Annotated in this window: 14 protein-coding genes and 1 other annotated feature; of the genes, 13 read left to right on the top strand and 1 reads right to left on the bottom strand. The window is 39.6% G+C overall.

Annotated elements, in window-relative coordinates:
• Positions 1 to 365 precede the first annotated feature (365 nt).
• From F3D3_RS16215 to F3D3_RS16275, 13 genes are all read left to right on the top strand, one after another.
• Positions 366 to 1394 (top strand): NAD(P)H-dependent glycerol-3-phosphate dehydrogenase, encoded by a 1029-nt coding sequence (locus tag F3D3_RS16215; protein ID WP_304456024.1) that lies wholly within the window; start codon positions 366 to 368, stop codon positions 1392 to 1394.
• A gap of 23 nt (positions 1395 to 1417) precedes the next feature.
• Positions 1418 to 2671, top strand: a complete 1254-nt coding sequence (locus F3D3_RS16220; RefSeq protein WP_069875500.1) for an HlyD family efflux transporter periplasmic adaptor subunit — start codon at positions 1418 to 1420, stop codon at positions 2669 to 2671.
• Between the two features lie 14 nt (positions 2672 to 2685).
• Positions 2686 to 3390 (top strand): YggS family pyridoxal phosphate-dependent enzyme, encoded by a 705-nt coding sequence (locus F3D3_RS16225; protein WP_069875501.1) that lies wholly within the window; start codon positions 2686 to 2688, stop codon positions 3388 to 3390.
• A 20-nt stretch (positions 3391 to 3410) separates the two neighbouring features.
• Entirely contained in the window at positions 3411 to 3905 is a 495-nt protein-coding gene (locus F3D3_RS16230) for a cell division protein SepF (RefSeq protein ID WP_069875502.1), read from the top strand.
• Between the two features lie 12 nt (positions 3906 to 3917).
• Complete coding sequence (locus tag F3D3_RS16235; protein ID WP_069875503.1) at positions 3918 to 4181, top strand: YggT family protein; 264 nt, start codon at positions 3918 to 3920, stop codon at positions 4179 to 4181.
• The gene (locus F3D3_RS16240; protein WP_069875504.1) at positions 4181 to 4969 is read left to right on the top strand and encodes an RNA-binding protein; all 789 of its coding nucleotides are present in this window, start codon (positions 4181 to 4183) and stop codon (positions 4967 to 4969) included. Before F3D3_RS16235 ends, F3D3_RS16240 begins: the two co-directional genes overlap by 1 nt.
• A 101-nt stretch (positions 4970 to 5070) precedes the next feature.
• Complete coding sequence (locus F3D3_RS16245; protein ID WP_069875505.1) at positions 5071 to 5520, top strand: DivIVA domain-containing protein; 450 nt, start codon at positions 5071 to 5073, stop codon at positions 5518 to 5520.
• Between the two features lie 119 nt (positions 5521 to 5639).
• Positions 5640 to 5864: a binding site (T-box leader), on the top strand.
• 68 nt (positions 5865 to 5932) lie between these two features.
• Positions 5933 to 9028 (top strand): isoleucine--tRNA ligase, encoded by a 3096-nt coding sequence (gene ileS / locus F3D3_RS16250; protein ID WP_069875579.1) that lies wholly within the window; start codon positions 5933 to 5935, stop codon positions 9026 to 9028.
• A gap of 337 nt (positions 9029 to 9365) precedes the next feature.
• Entirely contained in the window at positions 9366 to 17015 is a 7650-nt protein-coding gene (locus F3D3_RS16255; protein ID WP_069875506.1) for an InlB B-repeat-containing protein, read from the top strand.
• A gap of 307 nt (positions 17016 to 17322) precedes the next feature.
• Positions 17323 to 17940, top strand: coding sequence for a phage tail protein (locus tag F3D3_RS16260; protein WP_069875507.1), 618 nt, complete (start codon positions 17323 to 17325; stop codon positions 17938 to 17940).
• Positions 17941 to 17961: 21 nt separating this feature from the next.
• Positions 17962 to 18582, top strand: coding sequence for a phage tail protein (locus F3D3_RS16265; protein ID WP_069875508.1), 621 nt, complete (start codon positions 17962 to 17964; stop codon positions 18580 to 18582).
• A 46-nt stretch (positions 18583 to 18628) separates the two neighbouring features.
• The gene (locus F3D3_RS16270) at positions 18629 to 19258 is read left to right on the top strand and encodes a phage tail protein (RefSeq protein WP_069875509.1); all 630 of its coding nucleotides are present in this window, start codon (positions 18629 to 18631) and stop codon (positions 19256 to 19258) included.
• A gap of 127 nt (positions 19259 to 19385) precedes the next feature.
• Positions 19386 to 20729, top strand: a complete 1344-nt coding sequence (locus F3D3_RS16275) for a Sapep family Mn(2+)-dependent dipeptidase (RefSeq protein ID WP_242877158.1) — start codon at positions 19386 to 19388, stop codon at positions 20727 to 20729.
• 87 nt (positions 20730 to 20816) lie between these two features.
• Here the strand turns inward: F3D3_RS16275 and F3D3_RS16280 are convergent, their stop codons facing one another.
• On the bottom strand, positions 20817 to 21137 hold the full coding sequence (locus F3D3_RS16280; RefSeq protein WP_069875510.1) for a hypothetical protein: 321 nt from the start codon (positions 21135 to 21137) through the stop codon (positions 20817 to 20819).
• Between the last annotated feature and the right edge of the window lie 81 nt (positions 21138 to 21218).

A 21218-nucleotide genomic window follows, 5' to 3' on the forward strand; every position in this document is an offset into this window, starting at 1 on the left:
AGTATAACCTTTGAGGAGATGTCCCCCACTTTGAGAAGTGAAGGTTCATATTCCTATTTCAGTGGGAGTTTGGATTCCCACTGAATGCAATCCGAATGGATTGCGCAAGGGTTGCGAAGATAGCGAAGCGAACTGAGTAAAGGCTTGGATGAATTCATACGGAATTGACTTAATTTAACACTTATCTGGTGTAGATAGAGGTCAATTCTATTTTTTTTGTCAGACCCGTTTTCGCTTAACCGTAAAGGACAGACAAAACATTTCGGCTCCTTGTTGGCAGAAACTAATGATTTATAGCAGTTTATGAATGGTTTGTTTTGTGCTATAATGGAAGTCGTATGAAGTGTTTAAAATGGAGGCGTAATTTGAAAATAGCAATTGTTGCAGCTGGGAGCTGGGGAACAGCATTATCCCTTGTTTTGAACGAAAATGGTCATGAAGTTTGTGTTTGGGCACGGCATCAGAGTCAAATAGATATCATCAATCAAACGGGTATGAACGAAAAATACCTTAAAAATATAAAAATACCCAAATCGATACAGTTTACTTCGGATATAAAAACTGCGGTTGAGGGGGCAGAAATTATTTTGTTTTCAGTGCCCTCGCAGCAATATCAAAAAACACTTGAAATATTTATCGAGGGCGGTTTTATCCGTAAAGAAGTCATGCTGATTAATGTTTCAAAAGGCATTGATATGAATACGCTTGAAACCATATCTCAGATCACACAGAGACTGTTGCCAGAGCAGACATTTGTCACTTTATCTGGGCCTTCACATGCTGAAGAAGTTTCACAAAAATTGCCGACTGCACTTGTATCCGCTTCAAGCTCTAGAAAGGCTGCTGAAAGGGTTCAAGATCTCTTTTCAAATGATTATATCAGAGTCTATACCAATCCAGATGTAGTCGGTGTTGAAATCAGTGGTGCTCTTAAAAACATCATTGCACTTGGTGCTGGAATCAGCGATGGTCTTGGATATGGGGATAATGCAAAAGCAGCATTGATCACTAGGGGCATAAATGAAATTGCCTATTTAGGGACCGCAATGGGTGCCACAATGGAAACCTTTAGAGGTCTTGCGGGTGTTGGGGATCTGATTGTCACTTGTACAAGTATGCATAGTCGTAATCGAAGATGTGGTATTTTAATGGGTAAGGGATACTCTTTTGAGGCAGCGGTAGAGGAAATTGGTATGGTAGTTGAAGGCGCATACACTGTAAAATCAGCATATGATCTCATGATTAAGTTTGATCTAGAGATGCCAATTACCACAGAGTTGTATAAAGTCCTCTATGAAGGTAAGGATGCTAGAGTTGCAGTTAATAGTTTGATGTCTAGACAAAAGAAACATGAAATTGATGAATACGCTAAGGGATTTGATCATTGGGAATGATCCTTTTAAAGGTGGATGGGTAGATGGCAAAAAAAAAATCAGCTCGAAAAAAAAGACCTCATTATGGCAGGATCATCGTCAGTTTAGCCTTGATTGGTGTGATTATATTCTTTTTAGCAAAGCTGGGTTTAGACCTCTTTTATAAGGAGCAAAATTCATACTTGGTGCCATATGGCGATTTGGACCTCAAAGATCAATACCAAGCGATTGTTTTTCGGAATGAAATGGTGGTGAAAACGAACACATCAGGCGATATTAGTTTTTTAGCGGAAGAGGAGAGAATCGTCGCTAAAGGAGAGCCCGTTGTAGAACTGTATAACAATGGAAATGTGACAAATGCGTCCAAACCTAATGTTGAAAGTGGAGATACCCCACAAGCCACCCAAAGTAATTTAGAATACAATTATAATGTTTTGGAATTTGATATTATGAATTTAAAAGACCAAATTATTTTTAACATAAAGAATCAGACCTATCAAGAAATCCCTGCGCTTAAGAGAGATTTGCTTTTAAAGCTTGAAATGCGGGAAAAACTTGAGGGCGAGAATAAGTTTTTAGCCAACAGGACCACCAGTTATACTCAAAAAACAGTGGGTACAGGCACTCTAAAAGAGGGTCAATCTTTAGTTGTAACAGCACCAGCAAGTGGCATGTTGACTTACCAACTAGATGGATATGAGGACGTATTTACTATTGATAACATTTACAATATCAATTATGATGAAATAGACACACTTAATATTGCATCCAAACGCGTTTCTAGTGACCATGTGAACTCAGGTGACCCTGTCTTTAAAATTGTCGATCATGCCACGGGTTACTTAGTGGTTTTAATCGATAAAGAAGAAGTTGAAACTTACAAAAATGTCTCTAAAGTAAAAGTTAAAATTAATACAGAAGAGATAGAAGGTCAAGTTTATGATGTTTTTGTCAGTACGGACAATGCCATTGCAGTCATAAGGGTTTCTGAAGCCTTTGATCAATATTTTGATCAAAGGGTTGTAGGCTGTGAAATTACAAGACAAAATTATCAAGGTTTGAAATTACACACGGACTCACTTTTATCATACAATAATCAAAACGGTGTCTATGTAGTAGAAATGGATCGCACCTTACGATTTGTACCTGTAAAAGTAATCGGATATGATGAGGATTATGCGGTCGTTTACAATGAACAGTTTTATGATGCTACTTTAGGTCTAGTGAGAAGTATCAAGGCAAATCAAGAGGTTGTCAGAGAAGGTGCAAAATATAAAGAAGGCGATCGAATTAATTAGATTTGAGGTGTTGAATGTATTCTTATTTAAATGAAAATATAAAAAGCGTTCAGGAAAAGATCAAATCGGTGTGCGCAAAGACGGGCAGATCTATTGATACGGTTACTATACTCGGTGTCACGAAGACTTACGAAACTGATGTGATGAATGCGGCAATAGAATATGGCATTACGGATATTGCTGAGAACAAAGTCCAAGAAATTTTAAGAAAGTATGAGGATGTCAATCGAGGCGTAAACTGGCATTTGATTGGACATTTGCAATCTAATAAGGTAAAATATATCATTGATAAAGTTGAGTTAATTCATTCTGTAGACAGTTTAAAACTCGCAGTTGAAATTGATAAAAGAGCTGGACAGATTCATAAAATTCAGGACGTTTTAATCCAGATTAATATTCAAGATGAGGCCAGTAAATTTGGAATTCAGCCTTCTGAACTTGAAGTGTTGCTTAAAGCAATGGCTCCATTGACCCATATAAGAATATGTGGCTTGATGTATATTGCACCTATTGTAGAAAAACCAGAACTATTGAGAGATGACTTTAAATTCATGAAAAAAATGTTTGATGATTTAAATAATGCGCCCTACCCTAATGTAAGACCATTACACCTTTCTATGGGCATGTCAAGTGATTATGAAATAGCGATTGAAGAAGGTGCAACGATGATTCGGGTTGGCACAAAGATTTTTGGAAAGAGAACGTATCCAGCAAAATAATATTCATTTTGGAGGAACCTATGGGTGATAAATTTATTGATAAGATCAAATTCTTTTGGGGTGTTGACTCCCAAGAGGAAGAAGATTATGCAGCAGAGGATTTTTACAGTGAGATGAAGCGGGATGATCTTGATGGCGAAGAGCCCGTTAATGCCATCTCAGAAAACACTCAAAAATCCATGAACACCATAAAAACAAGTAACAAAATTCTCAATATTCATTCGAATGCACAGATGAATGTGGTCCTTTTCCATCCTAAGAGTTTTGAAGAATCTACGGGAATCGTAGATACTTTAAAAAGCAGACGTCCTGTGGTCATGAATATTTCAGAACTCGATAAAGATTTGGCTAGAAAAATCTTTGACTTTTGTTCAGGTGCGCTTTATGCACTTGATGGACACATCCAACAGGTTTCTAAGGGGATATTTGTTTTAGCGCCTCAAAATGTTGACATCACTGGCGATACAACTGTTAACAAGACAGAGAGTACGATTAGCTCATGGCTTAAAGAATAGGAGAATAAGACTATGATACAATTACGCGTCACTATTTTTTACTTTTTACAAGTGATCATGTATATGATCTTTGCAAGAGCAATGCTCTCTTGGTTTATACGGGATGCCAATAATCCTTTTATGAAAGTTTTGATTAATTTGACTGAACCTATATTGAGTCCTGTTAGGAAATTGCTTTTTAGACTAAATATAGGTGGAAATATGATTGATTTCAGTCCATTGGTAGCATTGTTGTTAATCCAATTTCTTTCATACCTGGTTGTAGGCTTAAAATAATGAACAAAGAAAATGGGTTAAAACACTTTGGACACCTCCTTGATAAGGATGGTGTCTTTTTAAAAGGACTTGAGAAAATAGAAGCGGCAGAAAAGTATTATGAAGCACAAGAAACCCTATTTTGTTCACCAGACATTGCCTTTGGACTGGAAACGATTTTAAAGGCGAGTTCAGAACTTCGCTTTATCAAGTGGGGTGGCTTTGAAGGTGCTGAAAGAGTAAAATTTTTAATAACGCCTGATTATTTAGAGCCTTCTAAAGCGCAGTTGAGTTTCCTAGCTTTAGAGTTTACATTTGCCTCAAAATATTATACGGTTGAACATAAAGATGTTCTAGGGGCGCTTATGGGACTTGGGATCAATAGAGATCGTACAGGAGATATCTTGATTTTTGAATCTTATTTTATCATTTTCTTAGAACGTGATTTATGTGATTATGTGCTCATGAGTTTAGAAAAAGTGGGCAGAGCTTCGGTTAGAGGACGCATTAAAGAAAATGCAGAGATTCAGGAGATCGAAAGACCTGTTCATATCAAACAGGATACGGTAAAATCTTTAAGGCTCGATGCTGTCATTGCTGCCTTTTATAATTTTTCTAGAAGTGAAGCTCAAAAATGGATTCAGTCTGAGAAAGTAAAAGTGAATTATAGACCTATTACTTCTACTTCATATGAGATTTCTGAAGGTGATTTGATATCTGTTCGAGGGTTTGGTAGATTTACAGTCAGTGCTGTTGAGGGCATTACAAAAAAGGATCGAATTCGCATTATGTTTACGAGCCCCTCATAAAAATTGTTATGAAAATGACATATTGAAGTCATCATAAAGACGTATGATTGCGTTATAATACTACTAGAGAGTAGAGCGTCTCAAATAAGGGGGATGAATTTATGTTAACACCACTTGATATACAAAATAAGCACTTTTCTAAAGGCCTTAGAGGTTATAATGAAACTGAAGTTGAGGAATACATGGCGCAGATCGTCAAGAGTATGGAAGCGCTTATACATGTTAACATAGAAACCACAGCAAGGATCAATGAGCTTGAAAAAGAACTCAAGCATTTTAAAACGATGGAAAAAACCATTACAGATGCCATGGTTTTGGCGCAAAAGACTTCTGAGGATATCATAAGGACGGCTGAGAGCAAAGCGCAATATAGGATTGAAAAAGCGGATGATCAGGCAAAGAAGGTGATTACAGATGCCAATACCGAAGTGATCAACATCATTAAGCGGCAAGAACATGCCAAACAAGAATTTATGAGTTTTAACACGAGGTTTAAAGTGCTCCTCGAAAGTCAACTTCAGCTTATGGAATCTCAGGTGAAAGAGATCTAGTGTGATAAAAAAACAATAGGCATGGTGTGATAAAAGATAAAATAGGCATGGTGTGATAAAAGATAAAATTGTTGACTGAAATTTCAACTTCGTTTATAATTAAGGTCAAATGTTTCATAAACAAAGCAAAGATTGGAAAGAGTAAATAACATTAAACTTTAAGAGAGTCAGTGGATGGTGTGAACTGATAGAGCGTGTTATTGAAAATCGGCCATAGCTATTTATGCGAAAGCTCTAGTGAGTAGTTTAAATCGGTATAATACCGTTATCATTATTGAGTGACATGATCTCATTGTTTTTGTGATCTGTAATTTGGGTGGTACCACGGCTTAGTCGTCCCATAGTTTTTATGAACTATGGGATTTTTTATGTAAATTAATGGATCAAGTTAAGATAAGGAAGGATGATGGATATGTGTTATAAAGAGCTCGACAAAAAAGTAGTCGCTGAGGCAGAAGGTAGCGTCAGAAGTTACTGGGAAGAAATTGATCTGCTGAAATTAAGTGTGGAAAGCCGAGAAGGCGAAAAACCGTTTATTTTCTTTGAAGGTCCACCAACAGCTAACGGTAAACCAGGGATTCATCATGTGCTTGCACGTGCCCTTAAAGATGCTGTATGTCGGTATAAAACCATGCAAGGCTATCAGGTAAAACGTAAGGCTGGATGGGATACTCATGGTTTACCTGTTGAAATTGAAGTTGAAAAGAGATTAAATCTCAATGATAAAACCGCTATTGAAGCGTATGGCATTGAGAATTTTAATCATCAATGTCGTGCATCTGTATTTGAGTACGAAGATGCGTGGCGTGAGATGACGAAGAAGATGGCCTATTTAATCGATCTAGACAACCCTTATATCACACTTGAAAACAACTACATTGAAACAGAGTGGTGGATTTTAGATAAGTTCTTCAAGGAAGATTTTATTTATGAGGGCCATAAGATATTACCTTATTGTCCTAGATGTGGTACAGGGTTAGCTTCACATGAAGTTGCACAGGGCTATCAAGAAATTAAAACAGTAACGGTTTATGTGAAATTTAAGGTCAAAGATAAAGATGAGTATTTCCTCGTTTGGACGACAACACCTTGGACGCTTGCTTCTAACGTCGCGCTGACCGTAAATGCAAATGAGACTTACGTAAAAGTTAAAAGCAACGGGGAAATATACTATGTAGAAAAAAATCTTGCACCAAGTGTTCTTGAAGGTGAATATGAAGTCCTTGAAGAAATGAAGGGGAAGGCTTTAGAGTATATGGAATATGAACAACTCATGCCATTTGTTCCCGTTGATAAAAAAGCATTTTTTGTAACGTGTGCCGATTATGTGACGGTGGATGATGGTACGGGTATCGTTCATACAGCGCCTGCCTTTGGTGAAGATGACTACAACACAGGTGTTCGCTATGATTTACCCGTTTTACAGCCAGTAGATGAAGAGGGGAAATATACTTTAACCCCTTGGAAGGGTCAATTTGTAATGGATGCAGATCCAGAAATCGTCAATTGGCTTGCTGAGCAACACATTCTCTATAGAAAGCAAAAAATGGAACATAATTATCCGCATTGCTGGAGATGTAAGACGCCACTGCTCTATTATGCAAAACCGAGCTGGTACATCGAGATGACTAAACTCAAAGACCAGTTGATTGCAAATAATAATTCCGTTAACTGGTATCCAGATTATGTGGGTGAAAAGCGATTCGGGAACTGGCTTGAGAACCTCAATGACTGGGCAATTTCTAGAAGCAGATACTGGGGCACACCACTGAATATTTGGAAGTGTGACTGTGGTCATTTGACAAGTGTGGGTTCTCGAAAAGAACTTGCAGAGCGTGCAATAGAAGCTATTGATGAGTCCATTGAACTTCACAGACCTTATGTAGATGATGTTCATTTAACATGTGAAAAGTGTAATGGTGTGATGAACAGAGTGCCTGATGTCATTGACTGTTGGTTTGACAGTGGTGCAATGCCGTTTGCGCAACATCACTATCCATTTGAGAACAAAGAAAACTTTGAATCCCTTTATCCAGCAGATTTTATCTGTGAGGGGATTGACCAAACTAGAGGATGGTTCTATTCATTAATTGCCATCAGCACTTTTGTTATGGGTGTTTCTCCTTATAAAAATGTATTGGTTAATGATTTGATTTTGGATAAGCACGGCAAAAAGATGTCTAAGTCAAAAGGGAATACAGTAGATGCGTTTAACTTACTAGAGCAATACGGCGCTGATGTTGTGAGATGGTATCTTTTATATGTTTCACCAGCTTGGGTACCGACAAAATTTGACGAGGATGGTCTTACAGAGGTCAACTCAAAATTCTTTGGAACCTTAAAAAATGTTTATAACTTCTTTACCTTATATGCCAATACAGATGGGATTGACGTCAGTACTTTTAATGTGGCACCTAAAGACAGACCTGAGCTCGATCAATGGATCTTGTCAAAGTTAAATACCTTGATAAAAGAAGTCAACAACGATTTAAGTGTGTTTGATTTAACGAAAGCGGTTAGAAGAATTCAGGAGTTCGTCAGTGAAGATTTATCGAACTGGTATATCAGACGTTCGAGAAGACGCTTCTGGGATTCAGAGTTATCGATAGACAAGCAATCTGTGTACAATACCACTTATGAAGTGCTTGTGGCGGTTTGTCAGCTTGCGGCACCTTTTGCACCGTTTTTAACGGAAGAAATCTATAGAAACTTGACCGGTGAAGTCTCTATTCATGTGAGCCACTATCCAGAAGCAGATGAAACGCTTATCAATAAACGTATTGAAGATAGAATGGATCTCGTAAGAGATCTTGTGACACTTGGACGTGCAGCGAGAGAATCCGTTAAAATAAAGGTGCGTCAACCGATTCAAAACGTCGTTGTGGATGGTAAGCACGAAGCTTTAATTGGAGATCTTGTGCCGCTGATCATGGAAGAGCTCAATGTTAAAGAAGTGGTTTTCACGACGGATTTGCCAGAATATATGAATTTCCAACTCAAGCCTAATTTTAAAGTCCTTGGTCCAATCTTGGGGAAGGATATGGGCGCGTTTTCAAAAGTGCTCGCTGGTTTTGATCCTCAAGAATATGCCATGAGACTTGAAGGTGGCGAATCGTTTGAAGTTGAAGTTGCTGGTGTACCTTTTACGCTTTCAAGTGAACATGTTTTAATCAACATCACTGCTAAAGAAGGGTTCACCGTAAAGATGGAAAATAATATTTTTATCATCTTGAACACGAATTTAACGGAAACGCTCATAGGCGAAGGCTATGCCCGAGAGATGATTTCTAGAATTCAACAAATGAGAAAATCAAACGATTATGAGATGATGGATAATATTAAAATCTACTATAAATGTGGTGATGCATTTGAACAAGGCATTCGTACACATAAAGACTATATCATGTCGGAAACATTAGGTGTTGAGATTGTAAAAGATGCTGAAAAGGCATATGAAGCCCATCATTTAAATGGTCATGATGTGGGCTTGTTCTTAGAGAAATTATAGTTGGTTAGAATTTTAAACTGAAAGCGGCTTTTAATGCATTTGAAGAAATGTGTTGAAAGTAGCTTTTGTTTATTTAATTTTGAATTTTTTATCTAGAGGCCGTTTTTTTAAAGAAAAATGTGGGTATTTAATTTTCGTATGAATGCCAAGCGTCGTGTTTTGAGGTAAAAAGTTTAAAAATATTAAATTGTTTTATTGACCAATTTCCAGATTTAAAAGCAAAAAAAGAAAAACGGGCTACTGAAAAGTGGAGGCTGAAATTATACGTGTTTACTTAAGGCCTTGAAAAAACACGCTTGGGTTATTCCGAGAGGCTATTAATATCAAAGGAGGGGTTATGATTCAATTGATAAGAAAGAAAGTAAAACAGATGATTTCAAAGGGGTTACTTTTTTCAATGGTTTTTGGGTTCGTTTTTTATTTTGATGCTGCTATGAAGGTGACTTATGCAGGTTCACCAGGGGCATTTACAGTGGAATCACTAGAGACTTTACCCAGTACCTCATTGGCAGATGTTGTCTACGCAAATGGCATATATATAGCTGTAGGCTCCTCTGGTTCTATAGTAAAGTCTGCAGATGCAGAGTCATGGACATCTGTGAAAAACAAATCGGATAGTAGTAGCTATTCAGGGGTTTCAAATCCAAATTCATTTTCTTTTAATGGAGTAGCATATGGGAATGGATTATTTGTAGTGACTGGATCAGAGGGTGTTATTTTAACTTCACCTGATGGCACAACTTGGACACAGAGAACATCAAGTGTTTCTGATAATATCTATAAGGCAAGTTATTTCACTTTTAATGGTAGCAGTGCGTTTTATGCGGGGACAAAAGGAAAGTTTTTAAAATCAGCTGATGGCATTACTTGGTCACAAGTTACACCAACTGGCCTTGGAGCTACAAATTATGCATATAGAATCACTGTTGGTAACGGTGGAACGCGTTTGGCTGTAGGAGATGAGTCAGGGTATATTTATTCTACAATTGATGGCAGTACATGGAGTAGAGTTCTGCCTACAACAGTTGTAGCGGATGGAACGGCGACATCAAATAGTTCAAATATGTTAACTTGGATGAATGATCGATACTTTATATCCAGTGCGGGATCTTGGATCTGGACTTCTACAGATCTATCCACATTTACGCTTTTAGGAGCACCTTTTAAACAAACGGTTGCTACTAGTGGCATACAGATGTTTAATGGATTTTACGACGGAAGCAAATATTATCTATTTGGTTATAAAGCACCTTATGGTTATGGTGTTGTGTATACCTCTACTGATGCCTCAACTTGGACAATGCAAGATTTTTCTAATAGCCTTGTAGGGCAAAATTCGGTATATACAAATGGCAAGTATTTTAGACTTGGAAATGAAGGCATGCTTACTTCTGCCGATGGATCGAGTTGGACGTCTCCGTGGGGTGGAACTTTTAATGATGTTGTATTTGATGGCACTCAGTATATCGCTGTGGGTTATCATGCTGGTGAAAATAGCGGAATTTGGACTTCACCTGATCTTACTTCATGGGACATACATCCATTAACTCAATATGCAAAAGGTTTAAATGCTGTGGTATATGGGAATGGTAAGTATATTGCTGTAGGTTCAAAAAATGCTACAGAAGCTAATATTATCACATCGAGCGATGGAAACACTTGGGCAAAGAATACAAGTGTTAATGATTCTTCTGATTTGTATGATATTGCATTTGGAAATGGTATTTTTGTGACTGTTGGAGGAGATGGAAGTGCCATAAAACTAAGGACATCTACTGACGGTATAACTTGGAATACACCAACTCTACCGTCTACAAATGCTAATACAATGTCTTCGGTAGGGTATATTAATGGTCAGTTTATTGCAACTGGTTATAATACGGGCGATACAGGTGATCTGGTGTGGATTTCATCTGATGGAATAAATTGGATTGATAAATCAAGTTCTTATCCGGGAACAACTGATGGACTGTTGAATATTGTATATGATGGAAGTCAGTATATTTTATTACTGTTTGATACGTCAACTTATGAGCTCTTCTCAAGGACAAGTTCTGATTTAATAACATGGTCTGATAAAATAAGCATGAATGGGGTCGGTTATTCTGGTGCATCAGTTTCAACTCAGATGAATGTAATTGATGGCATATTATATGTGGTATCGTATGATAACGCTTGGAGTAAAATGATCATTAATTATTCAGATGATGGTGGACAGACGTGGGCAGATACTGGAGAGGATCTGGGGGAAAATTATGTCCAAGCAGCGGTTAACACAAATAACAGTTTATTCGTTATTGGATCACCTATGCTTGTGATGAAAGCACCTTCGACAGATGTTACAGCACCAACTTTATCAAGTATAGGCGAAAGTAATGTCACTAGCACCACTGCAACTATAGGTGCGACATCAAACGAAGCGGGTACACTTTACTATGTGGTTACCACAAGTGCATCGGCACCAACAGCAGTACAAGTTTTAGCAGGACAAGATGAAACGGGTTCAGCAGCTTTAAAAACAGGTAATAGTGCTGTAACAGTGGATGCAGCGAAGTCCTTTGATCTGACGGGATTAACAGCAGGCACAACTTATTACTATTATTTTGCAGCAGAAGATGCTTCAAACAATAAAAGTACCATTAGTGGTGATTCGTTTGCTACGAATTCAGCACTCGCTATCACTTACAATGCCAACGGTTCAACCAGCGGCGCTGTGCCAACAGACGGCACGGTATATAATGAAGGTGATACTGTAACAGTACTGGGAAATTCGGGTTCTCTTGTGAAAATCAATCACACCTTTGCAGGTTGGAATACTGCTTCAGATGGCACGGGTACGGATTATGCACCTGCAGCGACCTTTGCAATGGGTGCAGGGAATGTGACCTTATATGCGAAGTGGACAGAGGATCCAAAGTATACGGTGACATACGATGGCAATGGTAAAACCGGCGGAATTGTACCGATTGATGGTTTAACGTACTACAGCGGTGGCTCGGTAATGGTTCTTAGCAACACGGGTACCCTTGTGAAAATGTACAGTACGTTTGCAGGCTGGAACACCTTAGCGGATGGCACTGGTACGGACTATGCGCCCTCTGCGACGCTCACTATGGGTGCGGGCAATGTAACCTTGTATGCGAAGTGGATAGCGAATCCACTCTATAATGTAACCTATGATGCAAATGGTTCAACGGGTGGAGCAATTCCAACCGATCTTGCTTCATATTATGAAGGAGACCCTGTAAACGTTCTCGGGAATACAGGCACACTTGTAAAGACAAATAACATCTTTGCAGGCTGGAATACTGCTTCAGATGGGACAGGTACGAATTATGCACCTGCAGCAACCTTTGCGATGGGTGCAGGGAATGTGACCTTATATGCGAAGTGGACAGAGGATCCAAAGTATACGGTGACATACGACGATAATGGTAAAACGGGCGGTAATGTGCCGGTGGATGGTTTAACGTACTACAGCGGTGCAACCGTAACAGCCCTTGGGAACACAGGTACACTTGTAAAGACAAATAACACCTTTGCAGGCTGGAATACTGCTTCAGATGGGACAGGTACGAATTATGCACCTGCAGCAACCTTTGCGATGGGTGCAGGGAATGTGACCTTATATGCGAAGTGGACAGAGGATCCAAAGTATACGGTGACATATGATGGTAATGGTAAAACCGGCGGAATTGTACCGGTGGATGGTTTAACGTACTACAGCGGTGCAACCGTAACAGCCCTTGGGAACACAGGTACACTTGTAAAGACAAATTACACCTTTGCAGGCTGGAATACTGCTTCAGATGGGACAGGTACAAATTATGCACCTGCAGCGACCTTTGCAATGGGTGCAGGTAATGTGACCTTATATGCGAAGTGGACAGAGGATCCAAAGTATACGGTGACATACGATGGCAATGGTAAAACCGGCGGAATTGTACCGRTTGATGGTTTAACGTACTACAGCGGTGGCTCKGTAAYGGTTCTTAGCAACACGGGTACCCTTGTGAAAATGTACAGTACGTTTGCAGGCTGGAACACCTTAGCGGATGGCACTGGTACGGACTATGCGCCCTCTGCGACGCTCACTATGGGTGCGGGCAATGTAACCTTGTATGCGAAGTGGATAGCGAATCCACTCTATAATGTAACCTATGATGCAAATGGTTCAACGGGTGGAGCAATTCCAACCGATCTTGCTTCATATTATGAAGGAGACCCTGTAAACGTTCTCGGGAATACAGGCACACTTGTAAAGACAAATAACAYCTTTGCAGGCTGGAATACTGCTTCAGATGGGACAGGTACGAATTATGCACCTGCAGCAACCTTTGCGATGGGTGCAGGGAATGTGACCTTATATGCGAAGTGGACAGAGGATCCAAAGTATACGGTGACGTACGACGATAATGGTAAAACGGGCGGGGATGTGCCGGTGGATGGTTTAACGTACTACAGCGGTGCAACCGTAACAGCCCTTGGGAACACAGGTACACTTGTAAAGACAAATAACACCTTTGCAGGCTGGAATACAGCTTCAGATGGCACGGGTACGGATTATGCACCTGCAGCGACCTTTGCAATGGGTGCAGGTAATGTGACCTTATATGCGAAGTGGACAGAGGATCCAAAGTATACGGTGACATACGATGGCAATGGTAAAACCGGCGGAATTGTACCGATTGATGGTTTAACGTACTACAGCGGTGGCTCGGTAATGGTTCTTAGCAACACGGGTACCCTTGTGAAAATGTAYAGTACGTTTGCAGGCTGGAACACCTTAGCGGATGGCACTGGTACGGACTATGCGCCCTCTGCGACGCTCACTATGGGTGCGGGCAATGTAACCTTGTATGCGAAGTGGATAGCGAATCCACTCTATAATGTAACCTATGATGCAAATGGTTCAACGGGTGGAGCAATTCCAACCGATCTTGCTTCATATTATGAAGGAGACCCTGTAAACGTTCTCGGGAATACAGGCACACTTGTAAAGACAAATTACACCTTTGCAGGCTGGAATACAGCTTCGGATGGGACGGGTACGGATTATGCACCTGCAGCGACCTTTGCAATGGGTGCAGGCAATGTGACCTTATATGCGAAGTGGACAGAGGATCCAAAGTATACGGTGACATATGATGGCAATGGTAAAACCGGCGGAATTGTACCGGTGGATGGTTTAACGTACTACAGCGGTGGCTCGGTAACGGTTCTTAGCAACACGGGTACCCTTGTGAAAATGTATAGTACGTTTGCAGGCTGGAACACCTCAGCGGATGGCACTGGTACAGACTATGCACCAGCTGCAACTTTTAACATGGGTGCAGGTAATGTGACCTTATATGCGAAGTGGATAGCGAATCCACTCTATAATGTAACCTATGATGCAAATGGTTCAACGGGTGGAGCAATTCCAACCGATCTTGCTTCATATTATGAAGGAGACCCTGTAAACGTTCTCGGGAACACAGGCACACTTGTAAAGACAAATTACACCTTTGCAGGCTGGAATACTGCTTCAGATGGGACCGGTACAAATTATGCACCTGCAGCGACCTTTGCAATGGGTGCAGGTAATGTGACCTTATATGCGAAGTGGACAGAGGATCCAAAGTATACGGTGACATACGATGGCAATGGTAAAACTGGTGGAATTGTACCGGTGGATGGTTTAACGTACTATAGTGGTTCAACCGTAACAGCCCTTGGGAACACAGGTACACTTGTAAAGACAAATTACACCTTTGCAGGCTGGAATACTGCTTCAGATGGGACCGGTACAAATTATGCACCTGCAGCGACCTTTGCAATGGGTGCAGGTAATGTGACCTTATATGCGAAGTGGACCGCTAATCCGCCTTCACCGTCAACTTATACTGTAACATATAATGGCAATGCTTCAACTTCGGGAAGTGTACCGGTAGATAGTAGCGCTTATCAAAATGGCAATACAGTAACCGTTCTCGGCAATTCAGGTTCTCTTACAAAAACCAATAACACCTTTGCAGGCTGGAATACAGCTTCGGATGGCACTGGTACAGACTATGCACCCGCAGCGACTTTTGCGATAGGCCCTAATAATGTGATCTTATATGCGAAGTGGACTGCTAATCCGCCTTCACCGTCAACTTACACGGTTRYCTATAGTGRCAATGGCTCAACTTCTGGCAATGTCCCAGTAGATAGTAACGCGTATCTTATAGGTGATACCGTGACGGTTTCAAGTACCACAGGCAGTATGATAAAAGCAGGACATACTTTTGTGAATTGGAATACGGTATCGGACGGCACGGGCACAAGCTATGCACCATCGTCAACATTTGTCATRGGATCCAATAATGTCATACTCTACGCTCAGTGGAAGTTGGATTCAACTTTTAAAGTCATCTACAATGGCAATGGATTAACTTCTGGAAATGTACCTGTTGATACGAACGCTTATCTAACAGGTGATACAGTAACTGTTTTAGCGACATCGAGCAGTATGATAAAAATAGGTTATAGCTTTACAACTTGGAATACAGCTGCAAACGGGAGTGGCACAAGTTATGCGCCATCAAGTACGTTTGTGATGGGCACAAGCGATTCAATGCTTTATGCGCAATGGAACCTAAATGAAAAGGATTCAGACTCTGATTCTGGAGGGGGGAACAATAGTTCAGGCCCAAGTACAAATACAGCGCCATCACCATCAACATCACCAACATCACCAACTAATGAGAATCAAGATGTTAGTGTACTGGTAAATGGCATCAGTGAAAGTGCAGGTAAAGCAACTGAAACGGTCAATAACGGGAAAACTGTAAAAACTATTTTAGTCGACGCAGAAAAAATGAGTCAAAAATTAGCAGAACAAGGTAATAAAGCAGTTGTGACGATTCCAATAAAAGGAGATTCTGAGGTCGTAATTGGGAGACTTACAGGTCAGACGGTCAGCGAGATGGAATTGAAAGAATCTATCGTAAAAGTTGAAACCGACAGTGCATCCTACACGCTTCCAGCAAAGCAGATCAACATTGATGCAATTTCAAAACAGTTTGGTGAAAACATCAACTTATCAGATATTAGTGTGTCCATAGAGATTTCAAATCCGACTGCAAAAGAAATTCTTTTTATGAAAAATGCATCAGAAAAGGGTAATTATTCAGTAGTTCTACCGCCAATCAGTTTTGAAGTGAAATGTCAATATGGTGACAAAGAAATTAGTCTTACAAACTTTAATGCGTATGTAGAAAGAAGYATAACCATTCCAGCGGGTATAGATCYTTCTAAGATAACCACTGCAGTCGCTTACGATGAAGATGGTAACATTCACCACGTACCGACAAAAGTGGAAGTGATCAACGGTATTTACTATGCTAAAATCAATAGTTTGACCAACAGCCACTACACACTCATATTCAATGAAAAAACATTTGAAGACATAGAAGGCCATTGGGCACGTACAGCGGTTGATGACATGTCCTCAAGAATGATTGTGGCGGGTGTAACGGATAYGCGCTTTGAACCTGACAGAGCGATTACCAGAGCAGAAGCTATAACTGTTTTGGTAAAAGGATTGGGACTGAAAGCTGGCGTCTATCAGAAAGAGTTCTCAGATGTAAATAAGGATCAGTGGTTTTCAGGGTATGTCAGTACGGCCAGTCGATATGGTATCGTAAAAGGATATGAAGATGGTACTTTTAGACCTGATCAAAAAATCACGAGAGAAGAAGCTATTGTCATGGTTGCAGCAGCAATAAAAATCGTAGACAAAGAGCAACTTGATGTTTTTAATGATGAAAAAATGAATGCTGTGCTCTCAAAGTTCAAAGATCATGAAGCTGTTTCAGATTGGTCAGCTCAGTCTATTGCGAATTGTACTGAAATGGGCATCGTAAAAGGCAACGACCAGATGATTAGGGCTAAAGAAGCTATACGGCGCTCGGAATTAACCGTATTGATAAGAGAACTGTTGAAAGTGCTTAATTTAATCTGATTTACAGAATAAAGGTTTTGGATCACCCTAAGTACAAGTGCATAGGGTGATCTGTCTTTTGATTTTGAAAAAAACAACAAATGTTAAAAAAAATGTTTGATATTGCATAAAAAAGGTAATAAAATTAAGGTATTAAATTTATTAAGAGTGTCAAAAGTCAAAAGGTGAGCAACTCTCTACTATAGGATGTCGTTTACGGGAAGTACGCGATAAAGCATATGTGAGAGGGGGTATGCGAAATTGACTTTTGACATATTAACCAAGGTTGTGAAATTAAACTGAATTGAAAGTGAAAGGAGAAAACAAAATGCTAGATCCTTTGATAGGAACAATTATGCCTTGGGGAGCTACTTTTGCCCCTGTTGGCTGGCTTCGATGTGATGGGAGTACATTGGTGATTCAACAATATCAAGCGCTCTATTCTCTTATTGGGATAACTTATGGTGGGGATGGTCGTACGACGTTTAAATTACCAAACCTCAGTGCTTGTGTACCCATTGGAATGGGTAGTACATCAATTGGGGGACTTTATGTGGGCATGACCATTGGTAGCGACTCCAGCACAGTAATCATTAACGAAAATACAATGCCGGCACATTCACATGCTTATAGCAGTATGAAAGTCAACCTCCCTGAACAAGAGGTAAATGTTTCATGGGAAGTGTCCCAAAATTTAGGAGAACGACCAGCGCCTCAAGAAAATGATTATCTAGGAGGCAGTAGTCTGTTTCTTTATCGAGATACAATAGGTCAAAGTGTCAACCTATCTGGTATATCAGGGACTGCTCCAGCTGTAAATGGCAGAGTTAAGGGAGATGTCAGTTCAACTGGGATGGGATCGCCAATTCAACTTACAAATGTTCAGCCAGTTCTAGGATTTGATTTTATCATTGCATATGATGGCATCTATCCAGAGAGACCTTAAATTTAGAAAGGAGAAGCGCAAATGGAAGTTTATTTAGGAACGATTTTGCCGTGGAGTATACCCTTTGCACCTTCTGGGTGGCATTTTTGTGATGGTTCGCTGTTACAAATCCAGCAATACGCTGCACTATACAGTTTGATTGGAACTCAATATGGTGGGAATGGAAGTAGCAATTTTGCTTTACCTGATCTCAGAGGACGTTCTCCGATAGGGACGATTTATGCAGGTAGTGAAATGATTCAAAGAGGCACTGTTCTTGGTGTTGCAAATCAAAATATATTACTAGTTGAAAATAATCTGCCAGCACATACGCATGTAGTAGCTGACCAAATGGTTTCAATTAGTGAAAGACCTGTCACGACTTCTTTCTATGGGACTTCAGATGATGGCGGTCACGATGTGCCTCAAGATGGCGATTATCTAGGGGCATCAACAACAGCTTCTAAAATGTATCGAGGTGCACTGGATACCTCTACAGCTTTATCAGGAGTGACTGGCAGTGTTGCTGAAAGTTCAAGTCAAGTCGACGGAAATTTAGGCCGTACGGGTGGTGGAGCAGCATGGACTCTATCTAGAGTACAACCGAGTATGGTAATCAATTATATTATTGCACTTCAAGGTTATTATCCACAGAGACCATAATAGCACTAAAAATTATAGACTATAGGAATAAAGAGAGGAGAAAAAAATGGATTATTTTCTCGGTACGATTGTACTGTGGCCAATGTCATGGGCACCAGTAGGCTGGGCGTTTTGTGATGGTAGGTTATTGTCAATTAATGAATATGAGGCGTTATTTTCGTTGATTGGAACGTCTTATGGTGGAAATGGCGTCACAAATTTTGGATTGCCAAATTTTCAAGGGTATATTGCTGTAGGCGCTGGTGCAAGTCCTTTAGGAAATCTTAGTCTAGGGAATTCTTGTGGTTCCTATTCTACAAATACTGTAATTGGTGGAACCAGCATGCCGTCACATGGACACGCTTTTTTAGGAACTTGTGAAGTACCTTCATCTACCTTTCCAATAGCATTTCAGACCTCAGCAAATGAGGGAGACCGAAATATGCCACAAGATAATGATTACTTATCGGCAACAACACGATTAAAAGGACGTCCTGTAAATCTATATAGGGGTACACTTGGAACTGAAGCGACTCTATCAGGGATAGGCGGGACTGTGAGTGCAAAAGAAATTACACTTTTGGGTAATACGAGTGTCTCTGGACATTCACGGCCGATCGAAGTTTCTAATGTGCAAAAAAGCTTTGTATTGAATTATATTATTGCAGTCACGGGGCTTTATCCTGATAGACCATAAGTTAGAGGTTTAAATAAAAGATCACTCAGAAGCACATCGCTCTGAGTGGTTATTTTTTTGATCATAAAAAAATATGATTAGATTGGATCAAAAGAGTTCATATATATACTATAAGGGAGGGATACGTATGAAAATCAATGAAGCGGTTGTGACATTAAAAGATCCAATGATTCGTGATATTATTAGACTGATAAAAATCCCTAGTATAATTGAAGAAAATCAATCGGAAAAACCTTTTGGAAACGCAATAGATGATGCTTTAAAATGCGCACTTCAAATTGCTGAAGAACTTGGGTTTAGAACTTACTATGATCCAAAGGGTTATTATGGATATGCAGAAATAGGTGCAGGTGAATCGTTAATCGGAATACTGGGACATCTTGATGTGGTTCCAGAAGGGGATCATGCAAACTGGACTTATCCACCCTTTGAGGGTGTGTTAAAAGACAATAAACTTTACGGGCGAGGCACTCAAGACGACAAGGGACCACTTGTTGCAGCCCTGTATGCTGTTAAAGCGCTTATGGATCTTCAGGTTGATTTTAATAAACGTGTTAGAATTATATTTGGAACAGATGAAGAAAATCAATGGCGGGGCATTTGTCGATATATGAAGGAACAAGAGGTTCCTCAATTTGGGTTTACACCAGATTCATCTTTTCCTGTGATCTTTGCTGAAAAAGGATTGCTTCAAATTAAGCTTAAATCTACAAAGGCATCACCCGTAACAATTAGAGCAGGGAATGCATTGAATACAGTACCAGAGTCCGCACAAATAGCTTGTAATGATTATATAAAGTTAGAAAAAACGCTTAAGAAAAATGGATTCGATTATGAAAATGATGGCGATGAAATTATCGTTATTGGGAGAAACGCTCATGCGGCTAAACCCAATTTAGGAATCAACGCGATCACACGTTTAGTACTTGCACTTAAAGAAATGGGGCTAAAGTCTCCAGGAATTGATTTTTTATCAGATAAAATAGGTCTTACCAATTATGGAGAGTTGATTTTTGGGGATTGCCAAGATGAGGTCTCGGGTAAATTGACCATAAATGTTGGCAAGATCGATTTTTCAAAACACGGGGAGGTCATTGGAATTGATATAAGGTTTCCGGTTACTGTGAGTAAGACTTTCATTGAAAACGCCATTATGCGCGTGGCAGAAAAATACAATTTGATCTATGATGAGTTTGATTATCTGAAACCCAATTATATGGAGAAAGAACATCCATCGGTAGCTAAATTGACCCAAGTCTACATTGATGAAACAGGACTTGATGGCACCCCACTCTCAACAGGAGGTGCAACTTATGCAAGAGCAATGAAAAACTGTGTGGCATTTGGAGCCATATTTCCAGGACAAGAAAGAGTGGCACATCAAGTCGACGAATATATGGATTTAGATTTTTTAATTAAAGCAGCACAAATTTATGCAAAATCAATTAAGGCCTTGCTGGACGAAGACTAATGATATATCCTTACTAAGGATATAAATTAAAAAGACGCTTTGGGAGAGACGATCCTCCTAAAGCGTTTTTTTCGTAAATAAATTAAGTTAAAAAAAGGCAGATACTTTATCCATGAATATACAGATGTCATCAAACATCAAATTGTATTTCACATTATTGGCATTCTCAACGAACGAAGAATTGAGTTTGTAGACATTAGTCAAGCGCATGAGCGAGGATTCTGAATGAATAATCTCAGCGGTTGATGAATTGTATTTTGTTGAAGCAAACCAATTATCCGATACAATTTCTATATTTTCTTTTAAGATGATCAGCCATCCTATGCCCTCTACATAGATTTCTACCATTTCTTTTTTAGTGTTTTCAAAATATTGAATTAAAGCGTCTGCTTTTGCTCGTGAACTCATAAAATGAATACCTCCATTCTTTTTTTATAGTATACCTAATTTTAAACTAAAAAACAAAATAAATATTTTGGCATTGGAATT

Source organism: Fusibacter sp. 3D3, from assembly GCF_001748365.1.
In the GTDB taxonomy this organism is placed as follows: Bacteria; Bacillota; Clostridia; order Peptostreptococcales; family Acidaminobacteraceae; genus Fusibacter_A.

Excerpts from the sequence above, each read along its gene's own strand:
- F3D3_RS16220 (WP_069875500.1), top strand. The coding sequence starts at position 1,418 with ATGGCAAAAAAAAAATCAGCTCGAAAAAAAAGACCTCATTATGGCAGG.
- F3D3_RS16225 (WP_069875501.1), top strand. The coding sequence starts at position 2,686 with ATGTATTCTTATTTAAATGAAAATATAAAAAGCGTTCAGGAAAAGATC.
- F3D3_RS16230 (WP_069875502.1), top strand. The coding sequence starts at position 3,411 with ATGGGTGATAAATTTATTGATAAGATCAAATTCTTTTGGGGTGTTGAC.
- F3D3_RS16235 (WP_069875503.1), top strand. The coding sequence starts at position 3,918 with ATGATACAATTACGCGTCACTATTTTTTACTTTTTACAAGTGATCATG.
- F3D3_RS16240 (WP_069875504.1), top strand. The coding sequence starts at position 4,181 with ATGAACAAAGAAAATGGGTTAAAACACTTTGGACACCTCCTTGATAAG.
- F3D3_RS16245 (WP_069875505.1), top strand. The coding sequence starts at position 5,071 with ATGTTAACACCACTTGATATACAAAATAAGCACTTTTCTAAAGGCCTT.
- ileS (WP_069875579.1), top strand. The coding sequence starts at position 5,933 with ATGTGTTATAAAGAGCTCGACAAAAAAGTAGTCGCTGAGGCAGAAGGT.
- F3D3_RS16260 (WP_069875507.1), top strand. The coding sequence starts at position 17,323 with ATGCTAGATCCTTTGATAGGAACAATTATGCCTTGGGGAGCTACTTTT.
- F3D3_RS16265 (WP_069875508.1), top strand. The coding sequence starts at position 17,962 with ATGGAAGTTTATTTAGGAACGATTTTGCCGTGGAGTATACCCTTTGCA.
- F3D3_RS16270 (WP_069875509.1), top strand. The coding sequence starts at position 18,629 with ATGGATTATTTTCTCGGTACGATTGTACTGTGGCCAATGTCATGGGCA.
- F3D3_RS16275 (WP_242877158.1), top strand. The coding sequence starts at position 19,386 with ATGAAAATCAATGAAGCGGTTGTGACATTAAAAGATCCAATGATTCGT.
- F3D3_RS16280 (WP_069875510.1), bottom strand. The coding sequence starts at position 21,137 with ATGAGTTCACGAGCAAAAGCAGACGCTTTAATTCAATATTTTGAAAAC.